The sequence below is a fragment of the Microcoleus sp. PH2017_09_SFU_O_A genome (genome assembly GCF_020738625.1).
Taxonomy (GTDB): Bacteria; Cyanobacteriota; Cyanobacteriia; order Cyanobacteriales; family Microcoleaceae; genus Microcoleus.
Genome location: NZ_JAEQCF010000089.1, coordinates 42,682 through 56,048, shown reverse-complemented (window position 1 = coordinate 56,048; position 13,367 = coordinate 42,682). Strand labels below are relative to the sequence as shown.

At 49.7% G+C, this 13,367-nt stretch carries 12 protein-coding genes; 8 read left to right on the top strand and 4 right to left on the bottom strand.

All coding sequences use genetic code 11. The features are described from left to right. Positions 1-15: 15 nt before the first annotated feature. From glf to JGK16_RS27020, 3 genes are all read left to right on the top strand, one after another. Positions 16-1,257 (top strand): UDP-galactopyranose mutase, encoded by a 1,242-nt coding sequence (gene glf / locus JGK16_RS27030; protein WP_293193248.1) that lies wholly within the window; start codon positions 16-18, stop codon positions 1,255-1,257. A gap of 334 nt (positions 1,258-1,591) precedes the next feature. Next, entirely contained in the window at positions 1,592-1,951 is a 360-nt protein-coding gene (locus JGK16_RS27025; protein ID WP_293203508.1) for an STAS domain-containing protein, read from the top strand. A 354-nt stretch (positions 1,952-2,305) separates the two neighbouring features. Continuing rightward, entirely contained in the window at positions 2,306-4,189 is a 1,884-nt protein-coding gene (locus JGK16_RS27020; RefSeq protein ID WP_293193247.1) for a glycoside hydrolase family 2 TIM barrel-domain containing protein, read from the top strand. On the opposite strand, the gene JGK16_RS27015 is transcribed toward JGK16_RS27020, so the two are convergent. Both JGK16_RS27015 and JGK16_RS27010 read right to left on the bottom strand, forming a co-directional pair. Further along, on the bottom strand, positions 4,186-4,341 hold the full coding sequence (locus JGK16_RS27015) for a hypothetical protein (RefSeq protein ID WP_293193246.1): 156 nt from the start codon (positions 4,339-4,341) through the stop codon (positions 4,186-4,188). The two genes, JGK16_RS27020 and JGK16_RS27015, sit on opposite strands and share 4 nt — an antisense overlap. 7 nt (positions 4,342-4,348) lie before the next feature. Continuing rightward, positions 4,349-4,492 carry a hypothetical protein gene (locus JGK16_RS27010; protein ID WP_293193245.1) on the bottom strand — a complete coding sequence of 48 codons (144 nt, stop codon included), beginning with the start codon at positions 4,490-4,492 and terminating at the stop codon, positions 4,349-4,351. A gap of 16 nt (positions 4,493-4,508) precedes the next feature. On the opposite strand from JGK16_RS27010, the gene JGK16_RS27005 reads away from it, so the two are divergent. From JGK16_RS27005 to JGK16_RS26995, 3 genes are all read left to right on the top strand, one after another. Beyond that, entirely contained in the window at positions 4,509-5,621 is a 1,113-nt protein-coding gene (locus JGK16_RS27005; RefSeq protein ID WP_293193244.1) for a beta-glucosidase, read from the top strand. 382 nt (positions 5,622-6,003) lie between these two features. Next, positions 6,004-7,089 (top strand): galactose-1-phosphate uridylyltransferase, encoded by a 1,086-nt coding sequence (gene galT / locus JGK16_RS27000; protein ID WP_293193243.1) that lies wholly within the window; start codon positions 6,004-6,006, stop codon positions 7,087-7,089. Positions 7,090-7,253: 164 nt separating this feature from the next. After that, a complete protein-coding gene (locus JGK16_RS26995) occupies positions 7,254-8,351 on the top strand; it encodes a M24 family metallopeptidase (protein WP_293193242.1) in 1,098 nt (365 codons plus the stop codon). Between the two features lie 156 nt (positions 8,352-8,507). On the opposite strand, the gene JGK16_RS26990 is transcribed toward JGK16_RS26995, so the two are convergent. Beyond that, a complete protein-coding gene (locus JGK16_RS26990) occupies positions 8,508-8,954 on the bottom strand; it encodes a clan AA aspartic protease (RefSeq protein WP_293182271.1) in 447 nt (148 codons plus the stop codon). A 244-nt stretch (positions 8,955-9,198) separates the two neighbouring features. Further along, the gene (gene pdhA / locus JGK16_RS26985; protein ID WP_293182273.1) at positions 9,199-10,230 is read right to left on the bottom strand and encodes a pyruvate dehydrogenase (acetyl-transferring) E1 component subunit alpha; all 1,032 of its coding nucleotides are present in this window, start codon (positions 10,228-10,230) and stop codon (positions 9,199-9,201) included. 400 nt (positions 10,231-10,630) lie between these two features. Here pdhA and JGK16_RS26980 point away from each other — a divergent pair, with 400 nt between their 5' ends. Both JGK16_RS26980 and JGK16_RS26975 read left to right on the top strand, forming a co-directional pair. After that, entirely contained in the window at positions 10,631-12,952 is a 2,322-nt protein-coding gene (locus JGK16_RS26980; protein WP_293182275.1) for an IMS domain-containing protein, read from the top strand. Next, a complete protein-coding gene (locus JGK16_RS26975) occupies positions 12,919-13,095 on the top strand; it encodes a hypothetical protein (RefSeq protein ID WP_293182277.1) in 177 nt (58 codons plus the stop codon). Before JGK16_RS26980 ends, JGK16_RS26975 begins: the two co-directional genes overlap by 34 nt. Positions 13,096-13,367: the final 272 nt, after the last annotated feature.

Here is a 13,367-nt window from a genome sequence, read left to right as displayed (position 1 = left end):
ACCAGAGGTTTTTTAATGTTTGACTATTTAATTGTCGGAGCCGGATTTGCAGGTAGCGTTATTGCCGAAAGACTAGCAACTCAGGCGGGAAAAACAGTCTTGATAATTGATACCCGCAACCACATCGGCGGCAACGCATACGACCACTACGACAATCACGGCATCCTCGTTCACAAATACGGCCCCCACATTTTTCACACCAATTCGCGCCCAGTTTTCGAGTACCTTTCGCAGTTCACCGAGTGGCGGCCATACGAACACCGCGTCCTCGCCAGCGTTGACGGTCAACTGCTGCCAATTCCGATAAATCTCAACACCGTAAACAAACTTTACGGACTGAATCTGACATCATTTGAAGTTGAAGATTTCTTCGCAAAAGTAGCCGAACCAAAGGATTACATTCGCACTTCCGAAGATGTCGTTGTCGGCAAAGTCGGCCGCGAACTTTACGAGAAATTCTTCCGCAACTACACTCGCAAACAGTGGGGAATGGATCCGTCGGAACTCGACAAATCAGTGATTGCGCGCGTGCCCACCCGCACTAACCGGGACGATCGCTATTTTACCGATACCTATCAAGCAATGCCACTCCACGGCTACACTCGGATGTTTGAAAAGATGCTGTCTCACCCAAACATCAAGGTGATGCTGAATACCGACTACCGCGAGATTGAGAGTTTTATTCCTTACGGGGAAATGATTTATACCGGGCCGGTGGATTCCTATTTCAATTATTGCTACGGGAAACTGCCTTACCGTTCCTTGGAATTCAAGCACGAAACGCTGAACGCACCCGTACACCAAGCTGCACCGGTGGTAAATTACCCGAATGAGCATTTATATACTCGCTGCACGGAGTTTAAATACCTCACCGGACAAGAGCATCTAAAAACGAGCATTGTCTACGAATATCCCCAAGCTGAGGGAGACCCTTACTACCCGGTTCCGCGTCCGGAAAATGCGGAAATTTACAAGAAATATAAGGCTTTGGCTGATGCAACTCCCGGAGTTTCTTTTGTGGGAAGGCTGGCGACTTACAGGTATTACAACATGGATCAAGTTGTCGCTCAAGCTTTGACAACTTATACTCAAATTACGACCAATCCGGTGATTGAATTGGCGGCAAATCTTAACGATGCTGCCTCTAATTTGAGTTCGTCGAACGCAGTTGCTGAACTCCCAGCCGCTGCTTCTCTAGAAGTTGCTGCTGTTAACGGCAATGGCAAATCTGCTAGCAAGTATAACAGTCCCAAATGAGTCGTAAAGTTTTTTACCCCACCCCAACCCTCCCCTTATTAAGGGGAGGGAGTAAGAAATTCACAAATGATTTAGGATTGCTATAGCTGCAAGCTGTGAGTTGGTAAGGCTAAAAATGTCAGTTGACAGTTGACAGTTGACGGTTGACAGATGAGGGCGACCTCTACCTATAAGGAAGAGCATTGGGGTAATGAATTGTCTTCTTTTAATTTCTCGCGATCGGGTTCCGGCTTTCAACCAATTTTTTATGGCAAAAATGTAAGGTGCGCGCTCCGCACTTTACTCTGCTTTTCTCAAAAGTTATTAAACAATTCAAACAAGGGTTAAGGTGAACATGAGCACTATCGTTAAAACTGTTTTGTCTCATCAGGTTTTGGAAGGTTCTCAATTTCCTCAGTTTCAGAAAGAAATAGAGCGCCTAATTGAAAGCGGTGGCAAAATTCTGATGCTCGATTTCTCAAATATCATTTTCCTTAAAAATTCGGAATTAATGGCTGTAGTGGCGATTATGAAATTAGTTAGAGACAGCGGATGTATACTTTTGATATCTGCCATGAGCGAACAAGTTAGAATGCTATTTGAACTCACGGGACTAGAACAGATATTTCAGTGTTTGCCACCTCCGGAAGAAGTTCCCGACCCCACGGATAAATTCGGGGGAAGAGAGGATTTTCGATTTTCGATTTGGGATTGATTCCACGGATAAATCACGTGGCGGGTACCACCTGTGAAATTCTTGGTCAAAAGTGACCTAGCTGAACCTTTAGGAGCTTTGCAAACTGTAGCTAGCTAAACTTTGCAGTCAAGACTCATGCTTCCTATACCGATCGCAGGGTGCGTCAGTGAGAATCATAGCTTAATTTTAAGCGCTGTTAGCTGACTGACGCACCCTACAAGTATAGAAAAGCCGGACACAAGACCAAGTAAAGCTCAGGCTGTTTGAAGTCAAAAAATTTAATTTTTTAACGATAAATTAGATTGCAAAAAACTTGTCAAAGTCGCGGGAATAGTCGCTAACCTATAAATATAACTTCGGGTAGATGTGCCGATGAGTTGGTTAGGTAGAGAACTAGAAAATTGCGATATAGAAGAGTCTTCCACTCTAGACAATAAGGTGACTGTTCAAGGGCGGAAAACAGGTTATCCGCGCCCCCAATTGCGCCGCAGTAACTGGATTTGTCTGAACGGTAAGTGGAGGTTTGCTTACGATGATGCGGGACGCTGCGTGCAGCCGATCGACATTACGGACTGGAGTCACACTATAGAAGTGCCGTTTGTTCCCGAATCAATCAAAAGCGGGATCGGCGACACGAATTTTCACGCTAACTGTTGGTACGATCGCGAATTCGACCTGCCCCACACAGAAAGCAGAGTTCTCCTCCACTTCGGCGCTGTAGACTACCGCGCCCGCGTCTGGGTAAACGGTCAGTTTGTCATCGAACACGAAGGCGGGCACACTCCTTTCACCGCAGACATTACAGCAGTTCTTAACCCCATCGGGCCGCAGCGGGTGACTGTTTGGGCCCAGGACGACCCGCAAGATTTGGCAAAACCGCGCGGCAAGCAAGATTGGCAAGTGGAACCGCACAGCATCTGGTATCCGCGCACGACTGGCATTTGGCAGACGGTGTGGGTAGAATTGGTGCCTCACACTTATATCGATCGCATCCGGTGGACTCCGCAGTTTGAACGCTGGGAAATCGGTTTTGAGGCGTTTGTGGCGGGCGATCGCCAGTCGGGGATTCAAATTAAAGTTAAACTGTCGATCGGCTGTATGCTGCTGGTCAACGACACCTACGAAGTGATCAACGGCGAAATCCACCGCCGCATCGCCCTTTCAGACCCGGGTATCGACGACTACCGCAACGAACTGCTGTGGAGTCCGGAAAAACCTACATTAATTAACGCACAAGTCGAGCTGTGGGCCGATGGCAAACTGCTCGACGAGATTAAATCGTACACCGCGATGCGGACTGTCAGCATTCAGCGCGATCGCTTCATGCTGAACGGCCGCCCCTACTACCTGAGACTGGTGCTCGATCAAGGTTACTGGCCCGATACCCTGATGACGGCGCCATCCGACGAAGCTTTGCGCCACGATGTCGAATTAGTCAAAGCAATGGGTTTCAACGGCGTCCGCAAACACCAGAAAATCGAAGATCCGCGCTTTTTGTACTGGGCCGACGTGTTGGGGCTGCTTGTTTGGGAAGAAATGCCCAGCGCCTACCGCTTCACTCCCAAGGCCGTTGACAGGTTGACGCGGGAGTGGACGGAAGCGATCGATCGCGACTCCAGCCACCCCTGTATCGTAGTCTGGGTGCCGTTCAACGAATCCTGGGGAGTTCCGAATTTAGTCGAAGCCGCAGCCCACCGCAACTACGTGCAAGCCTTATATTTTTTGACGAAAACCTTAGACCCCACTCGCCCCGTCATCGGTAACGACGGCTGGGAAAGCATCGATACCGACATCCTCGCTATTCACGACTACGACAACAACCCGCAAACTGTGGCAAAACGCTACGGGCCCGAAGTCCAGCTAGCCGATTTGTTCGATCGCGGGCGTCCCGGAGGGCGAGTCCTCACCCTCGACGGCCACCCCCACCAAGGACAGCCCGTAATGCTGACAGAATTCGGCGGCATCGCCTGCGCCGGCCGCGAAAACCCCGATTTTCACAGGGTGTGGGGCTACGTGCGCGCGTCGGACACCTCTGAATTGCAACACCGCTACACCGCGCTGCTGCACGTGGTAAATCGAGTGGAAATGTTCAGCGGATTTTGTTACACGCAGTTGACGGATACTTTCCAAGAAGCTAACGGTTTGCTGTATGCCGATCGCACTCCCAAATTTCCCATAGAGGCGATCGCGGCGGCAACTCTCGGCTGGGATATTCCCGAAGAAAGTTCGCAGCCGCCAGCGATTACTCAGTGCTAATTGGGAATGGGTAATTGGTAATTGGTAATTGGTAATTGGTAATTGGTAATTGGGAATGGGTAATTGGTAATTGGTAATTGGTAATTGGTAATTGGTAATTGGTAATTGGTAATTGGTAATTGCCCGCAGTTCCAAGTTATTGGATATAGCAAGTCTCAATCATTTATGAACCTCTTCCCGATTCCTAATGCCCAATGCTTTTCGGCCCAATTCCCGATTCCTAATGCCCAATGCTTTTAGGCCCCATTCCCCATTCCCCATTCCCCATTCCCCATTCCCCATTCCCCATTCCCCATTCCCCATTCCCCATTACCTAATAATGTTTCAAAGTTTTTTCATGGGCGGATTTGAATGTTCCACCCACAAATTGCGATCGGGAAAACGCCTCGATGTCACAGCCGCCACCGGCCACGATAAATTTGCGATCGCCGACTACCAACGCTTGCAAGAACAGGGCATTTACACAGTCCGCGAAGGCCTCCGCTGGCACTTAATCGAACAGTCGCCCGGAAAATACGATTTTTCCAGCGCCCTACCAATCATCCGCGCCGCCCGCGACACCAAAATGCAGGTAATTTGGGATTTATTTCACTACGGCTGGCCCGACGATATTGATATTTTCAGTCCCGAATTCGTGTCCCGGTTTGCTAAGATGGTGCGCGCTTTTATGCAAGTGCTGACTGAGGAAACCGACCAAACACCTTTTGTGACACCTGTCAATGAAATTTCATTTATTGCCTGGGCCGGCGGCGATGTCGCCTACATCAATCCTTTTGCTAAAGGACGCGGAGACGAGCTGAAAATCCAGTTGATCAAAGCGTCGATCGCAGCGATAGAATCAGTTTGGGAAGTCAATCCCCGCACCCGCATCGTTCAAATCGACCCGGTAATTAACATTATTGCCGATCCTGACAAACCGGAAGATAAAGACGTGGCGGAAGGTTATCGCTTATCTCAATATCAAGCTTGGGATATGTTGGCGGGACGCTTTCGCCCCGAACTTGGCGGCCAGGAAAAGTATCTCGATATTATTGGGGTGAATTATTACGATCGCAATCAGTGGATTCACAATGAAAATCCGATGAAATACACAGACAAGCTGTACCGCCCGTTTCGCGAACTGCTGCAAGAAGTGTTCGATCGCTACGGCCGCCCCTTATTCGTTGCAGAAACAGGTACTGAAGACGATTTTAGACCTGTGTGGTTGAATTATGTGTGCACGGAGGTAGCGGCGGCGATTAAAGCCGGAGTTCCGGTGGATGGAGTTTGTTTGTATCCGATTGTCAACCATCCGGGTTGGGATGACGATCGCCACTGCTACAATGGTCTTTGGGATTATTGCGATGAAAAGGGCGATCGAGAAATTTATCAGCCTTTGGCGGATGAATTGCAGTTTCAAAGGCAGCAGATTGAACCGTTGCTTAAGTGTTGAGACTCGGCGGTTGAAACCGCGTCTATACAAACGAAGTCCGCCTGCGCGGACTAAGAGTTAGAGCGGGTATTTAAGCCGGATTTGGGATTAGATATAAAAGGGCGATCGCTTTTGGCTGACGTTTATTATACAGACTTAATCCAAGGTCGAAGTTTGCCAGAATTAAGCCTTTCTATATATTTAAAAGTGCGATCGCACGCATCATACCAAATCATACTTAAATACCCCCTTTATTCTTCAGTCCGCGAAGGCGGACTTTGTTTGTGTAGACGCGGTTTCAACCGCCGAGTCTCAACAAAAATTGCGACTTTAGATAGGGGCGAATTCTCCCAGCACGAAGTTATACTCCTAACATCTATTAAAAACGCCCGCCCCAACAAAAATGCACTCCCAAATATTGCTAAAACCAGACGGCCGCCCCCTGACACTCTACAGCCGCTACCCAATCCCAGAAGGTATCGCGGCCGTAAGTCCCAGCAATGAACCCGTACAGGCAAACCCGCACTTTCGCTGGCATCCTTTGCGGGGGGAATGGGTAGCATACGCCAGCCACCGTCAGGGAAGAACTTTCATGCCGCCGCCGGAATACAACCCGCTGGCTGCGACAATTAATCCCAAATTCCCGACAGAATTGCCACCTGGAGATTACGATGTAGCTGTTTTTGACAACCGCTTTCCCTCGATGACTTTTCAGGCGAACAACGCACCTGCAAGTATTGTCGAAACTCTGCCAGCTAAGGGCATTTGCGAAGTCGTTGTTTTTACTCAAGATCCGCAGGCTTCCCTCGGTTCTTTGGAGTTAAGTCACTTAGAATTGCTGTTAGAAGTATGGGCCGATCGCACTTCAGTTATCGGCAGCAATCCCGAAATTCAATACGTCTTGCCTTTTGAAAATCGCGGCGTCGAAGTTGGAGTGACTTTGCACCATCCCCACGGTCAAATTTACGCTTATCCCTTCGTGCCACCAGTCCCCGCGCGGATGTTAGAATGTCAGTCGGTTTACTATCAAAAAAACAGTTCCGGTTTGCTGCAAGATTTGATTCAAAAAGAGATTGCTGACAAACAGCGAATTCTTTATTTAGACTCCGAGGCGATCGCCTTTGTGCCCGCTTGCGCCCGCTACCCTTACGAAGTTTGGATTGCGCCCATAACTCCCGCTGCCACATTTATCGATTTGACGGAAAAACAGCGTCAATCCCTCGCTAAAGCCTTAAAAACAGTCACCCTTAAATACGACGGTTTGTGGCAGCGCCAATTCCCTTATTTGATGGCTTGGTTTCAAGGGCCGACAGACGGGAATCCGCATCCAGAGGCGCATTTGCACGCTGAATTTTATCCGCCCTATCGATCGAGCGATCGGCTAAAATATCTAGCAGGAACCGAACTCGCCGCCGGAATGTTTGCCAACGACGCATTACCTGAAGAAAAAGCCAAAGAATTGCAAGCAGTAGCTGTAAATCTATTTTAGATTTTAGATTTTAGATTTTAGAGATTTACCGTGGAGAGGGGCGGGTTTAGGAGACGAGCGTTTTTAGGCAATTATTGTTAGTAAACCCGCCCCTACAAGATTGCGGTTAATCGACCAGACATGATATTATATCCGTTACACAATCCGCTGCCGAACTTTCATCTATGATAAACTCATTAAATCCAGAAGTCGATCGCAAACTCGAATTCATCCGCAAAACCTTAACCGAAACCAGAGCGATCGCCCTGCGGTTGCGCGGCACGGATTGGTTTGCCTGGGCCACAGCGGGCGGTTCCAATACAGTATTGCTAACCGCAGAAACCGGAGTTGCAGAAATATTAATTACCGCCGAAAACGCTTTTGTGCTGACAGATGAAATCGAAGCTCAACGCTTGCAAGATGAAGAACTTCCCGCAAATTTTCAAATGCACATCTATCCTTGGGCGGATGTTGCACAGCGCGAGAGTTTTGTCAAAGAAATCACTGCGGGCGGTAACGTGATGTGCGATCGACCAAATTCCCAAGAAACGCCAATAATCGCATCTTTACAATCCCGCAAACAGACAATGATGTCAAGCGAATTAGAGCGGTATCGCCGAGTCGGACGTTTAGCCAGCGAAGCGATGACAGAGGTACTTTCGGCGGCAAAACCGACATGGACAGAATATCAGCTAGCGGGAGCAGGTGCAGAGGCATTGTGGGCGAGAGGCTTGCATCCAGCCCTGACATTAGTGGCTGGAGAAAGGCGTTTGCCGCTATACCGCCACGCCACCGCCACCGCCGAACAAATTGGGAAGCAAGCCATGTTAGTATTCTGCGCTAGGGGAAACGGTTTGTATGCAAATTTAACTCGATTTGTCTGTTTTGGTTCTCTAGAAAAACAGCATTCAGAATTGCACCGACAAGTTAGAGAAATTGAAGCCGCTGGCTTAGATTCGTGCCGCCCGGGAGTATCTATGAATGCGGTTTATGATACGCTGAAACAAGCTTACGAACAGCACGGATATCCTCAAGCAATTCGGGAACACCATCAAGGCGGAACTACTGGATATTTGGCGCGGGAAATTGTGGCTAATCCGGCTACTTCAGATATTTTGAGTGAAAATATAGCTGTAGCTTGGAATCCGAGTTTGTCGGGAGCAAAAATTGAGGATACGTTTGTAATTTCCAGCAGTGGAAAGTTGGAAAATTTGACATTCGATCCGAATTGGCCGAGTGTAGAAGTAGCGGGCAGGTTGCGCCCTGTGCCACTGGAAATCTAGTCGAAGGAAAGCGGATTTTGACACGGATACACAGATTGATCGTAGAGTTATATCAAATCCGGTGACATAGGAATTAATAATTACCCACAATCAGGACACGGCAGTGCCGTTTCCCTACAATTAATCGCGGTAGGGACACGGCACTGCCGTGTCCTCTTATACTCTCAATACAGGTCTTTCGGGATTTTCAGGATTGGGAACTAGACGCTGATTCTTGCAATCTACCAGCAAATCTAATGTTTCTAACACAGTTTGACCGATTAGCACGCTATCCCCTAAAACCATTGCTGCCTCAATCGTCTCGCGTCCTTCCAGTTCAATCAGAATAGGCCCGGTCAATCCCACAGTTTCTTGTCTGCCATCAGCATATTTGGCTATTTCTTGACTCCGAATTCTTAAGCCGAGGTGTTCGCAGACTTCTAGGGGAATTGCTGTGCGTACTGCACCACTATCTATCAGTGCTTCTGCTTCATACACGCGCAACAGATTTGGATTGAGCAATCCTCTCTTGACTAACTCTTCATCAATGGCATTCGTTAGCTTAACTTTGACTCGAACTGCGCCCATATTTTTGCTGATTTGATTTCGATCGCAATTTATCATAAAAATCGCCTCTCTTTCGTCTACAAAGTCTACCTTTGATTCTAGCTTGAAATTTGTGCAGCCACAGGTTTTAAGGGTACATCTCAATTTTGTAAGGGCGAAGCATTTCGGCAGACAATTTATTAGTAATAACCAGAGATTTACTGCCGAAATGCTTCGCCCCTACGAGTATATTTGCAAAAATGGGATGCTCCAGGTCTTAACCTGTAGGCTGCAACAACATTCGGCTAAATATGTCTAAAGACTATTCATCTTCAGCATAGATATACCGATACAATTCGCTCGGATCGGGTTCGGGGCTTTTCTCAGCAAAATCTACCGCATCATCGATGACTGCTTCAATCTTTTTCTCGATCGCCTTTAATTCCTCAGCAGTGGCCAAAGTGCGATCGATCAAATCAGCAGCCAACTTCTTAATCGGATCGCGCGGGAACCAATATTCCTTCTCTTCCTTAGAGCGCAATTCGTCAGGATCTGCCAAAGAATGTCCGCGAAAACGATAAGTCAAAGCCTCGATCACAGTCGGCCCTTCGCCGGCCCGCGCCCGCGCTACAGCTTCCTTCGCGACTTCCCGCACCGCCAAAACATCCATCCCGTCAACCTCAACTCCAGCCATGCCAAAAGCATGAGCTTTCTTGAAAATCATCGGGTCAGAAGTAGCTCGCTCGTGGGCCATGCCGATCGCCCATTTGTTGTTTTCCACAACATAAAGAATCGGCAATTTCCACAAAGCCGCCATGTTCAAACACTCGAAAAACTGCCCGTTATTTGCCGCACCATCGCCAAAAAAACAAGCAGTCACGCCATCGGAACTTTCATCTCCCAAAGCTTCGCGCCGGTACTTCGATTGAAAAGCCGCCCCCGTAGCTACAGGAATCCCCTCAGCCACAAAAGCATAGCCTCCCAACAGCCGGTGTTCTGCCGAAAACATATGCATCGAACCGCCGCGGCCCTTCGAGCAACCGGTTTCCTTTCCGAACAACTCCGCCATTACTTCCCGCGCCGGTACGCCCGCACTCAAAGCGTGAACGTGATCGCGGTAGGTGCTGCTGACGTAATCCGTACTATCGCGGCGCATCGATCGAATCACCCCAGTAGACACGGCTTCTTGGCCGTTGTACAAGTGGACAAAACCAAACATTTTGCCCCGGTAGTACATCTCAGCACACTTGTCCTCAAAAAAGCGCCCCAAAACCATATCCTCGTAGAGCATCAAGCCCTCATCCCGAGAAATAGTTACGCTTTGTGCGTCAAAAACTGGTAGAGTCCGTTCCATAAAAAATTAATACCCGATCGGCTGCCTAAACATCTAAATGTAAACCGACAGAGGACACAACCGCAGCATAAAATGGGCGAACATTTTCCCAGCAGCAGTTACAAGCATTGTTAAAATGAGCTTAGTATGGGAAATTTGCCAAAATAGGGAGAGCCAACTGCCACATCGACCCGCTGCGGTTGTGTCTAAAACTTAAGATCGGTCTTGTTCAAAGTGGGGCAGGATGCGAACCTCACTCTAAAACGCCGTAGAGGGAAACAGTCGGAGTACCTTGAAGGAAGTTCTCGATATCCTTAACAGGACTCAGAAGCTCACATCAAAATCATATTTTTGAGATTTGATGTGAGAGCATCACCTAAGATAGGCTAATTCAGTTGCTAGCGCTTTGGGGAAGTGGACAGTGCTCATTCCACTAGATTACTACCGTATTTTGGGTCTACCGATTCAAGCTACTGCCGAACAGTTGCAGCAGGCTCACCGCGATCGAACTTTACAGCTTCCACGCCGGGAGTATTCCGAAGTTGCGATCGTCGCCCGCAAACAACTGATCGATGAAGCCTGCGCCGTTCTGTCAGACTCAGACGGGCGCAAAGCTTATGATGTCAGTTTTTTAGCCAAAACTTACGATCGAGAGTCGGAAGCAGCCATGGCGGCCAAGCAGAGGTCGAAAACCTCTACTGGGCCGGCCACAGTCCTGCAAGATGCAGGAGAAACCGTTGCGGCAGAGTCTAAGGCTTTAGACGCTGCTCCTGACCCCCACACTCCAAGTATTGAAATCGATGACAACCAATTCGTAGGAGCCCTGCTCGTACTGCAAGAACTGGGGGAATACGAACTCGTACAGAAGCTGGGGCGCCCGTATCTCAACAATGGCAGCATCGCGATCGACGAAGGCCGCTTCGGCGACCCGCAGCTCGTGCGGCCCGATATCGTTTTAACCGTAGCCCTGGCCTGCCTAGAACTCGGCCGCGAACAGTGGCAGCAAGGTCAATACCAAAATGCGGCAAAATCACTAGACGCAGGTCAAGAACTGCTGCTGCGCGAAAGCTTATTTCCAAGCGTGAGGGGTGAAATGCAAACCGATATATACAAACTCCGTCCGTACAACATTTTAGAATTACTATCGCTCCCCGAAGAAAAAGTCTCCGAGCGCCGCCAGGGACTGCAAATCCTGCGAGAAATGCTGGAGGAACGGGGCGGCATCGATGGCTCGGGGGACGATCGATCGGGTTTAGGAATAGAAGACTTCCTCCGCTTCGTCCAGCAACTCCGCAAACACCTAACCAGTAGCGAGCAGCAGACCCTATTTGAAGCTGAAGCCGGCCGCCCCTCCGCAGTGGCCACTTACCTCTCGGTCTACACTCTGTTAGCCCAAGGATTTGCCGCCAGACAGCCTTCGATGATCCGCCGCGCCAAGCTGATGCTGATGCAGCTCGGCCGCCGCCAAGACGTTCACCTCGAAAAAGCTGTGTGTTCGCTGCTGCTGGGCCAGACAGAAGAAGCCAGCAGATCTCTCGAACTCAGTTCGGAAAAAGAACCCCTCGCGTTCATTCGCGAACATTCCCAAGATTCTCCCGATTTGTTGCCAGGACTCTGCTTGTACGCCGAACACTGGCTGCAAGAAGAAGTGTTTCCTCACTTCCGCGACTTGGCAAACCAGTCAGTCTCTTTGAAAGATTATTTTGCCGATCCGAAAGTCCAAGCTTACCTAGAAGCTTTGCCCTCGGATGCCGAAACCGCCAACGAATGGGTCGTCGTGCAACCGAGATCGGGCAAACCTCAGGGGAAACTGCAACCACCCGGCGATCGCCCGCCTGCACCTCCACAGCCTCCCGCAGCCAAACAGGCAGCCAGTAGTCTCACCTTGACCCCCGTACCGACTGACAGATCCAGCGCAGCTTCAGCGCCGAAATACCAGGCAACGGCGGCAGGAATTGGGGCTGCGGCGGCCGTCTCTCTCCCGACAGCTACGGCGGGACGGCCTGCGGCCTCGACCTCCAAACCGCGCAGGAACCCGAGTTCGAGCCGGCGCAGCGGAGCGATCGGCCAGGGGTTAACAGGTTCTTTTGCCGATCGGGCGCGCACCCTAGCAGCCCAAATTGGGGCCCAAGTCAAGTCCCTGCCACCAAACAAGCTGGCTCTGCTTGTCGTCGCAGCCGTCCTGAGCCTGTTAATTCTGTGGTTAATACTCAGTCTGTTTTTGAGTGCCTTGCAAGCCCTCTCAGGCCCATCTCTCCAAGGAGAACAAGCCCGCGTCAGCCTCGATGCACCGCCCATAGAAATCCCCGCACTAGCCCCTGCCCCAGAGCCTGGCGCCCCCGCCCCCGCCCCAGTGTCGGGAGCAATGACGGAAGAAGGAGCCAAACAAATAGTTCAAGACTGGCTGTCGGCGAAAGCAGCGGCTTTGGGCCCCAATCACGCTGTCGAAGAATTACAGAAAGTTCTCACAGAACCGGCTTTGTCTCGCTGGCAATTGATGGCAGATGCCCAACAGAAAAACAACGCCCACCAGCGTTACGTGCACAAGCTAGAAGTTAAAGGAGTTAAGACAAATCCGACTAATCCCGATCGCGCCGAAGTAGAAGCCCAAGTCAGCGAAAAAGCCGAAACCTTCGATCGCGAACAGTTAGTTACTTCCCGCAACGAAAACCTCCGCATTCGCTACGACTTGATCCGCCAAGAGGGACAATGGCGGATTATGGATTGGCAAGTGATGAAGTAGGGAATTGGGCATTGGGCATTGGACATTGGGCATTGGGTGTCCCAAGTAACGGAGGAGACGGCAATGCCGTTTCCCTACTCCAAAATGATCGATTATCCTCGGGCGAGGAGGAGACGGCAATGCCGTTTCCCTACCACGATTAATTGTAGGGAAACGGCAGTGCCGTTTCCTGATTTTGGGTAATATTAAATCCGTTTGCATCGGAATGATCTAAATGGAGGAGACGGAGGAGACGGCAGTGCCGTGTCCCTACGATCAATTGTAGGGACACGGCACTGCCGTCTCCTCTATATTATTCCGGTGCAGCCGGAATTGATATGATATTACATCCCGTACATTGCTCGTTAGCCGAACTTTCTTCTGCTAGAATTTTAAATTCTTAGATCGGAGTTTTGAATTGCAAATTATTGTTGAA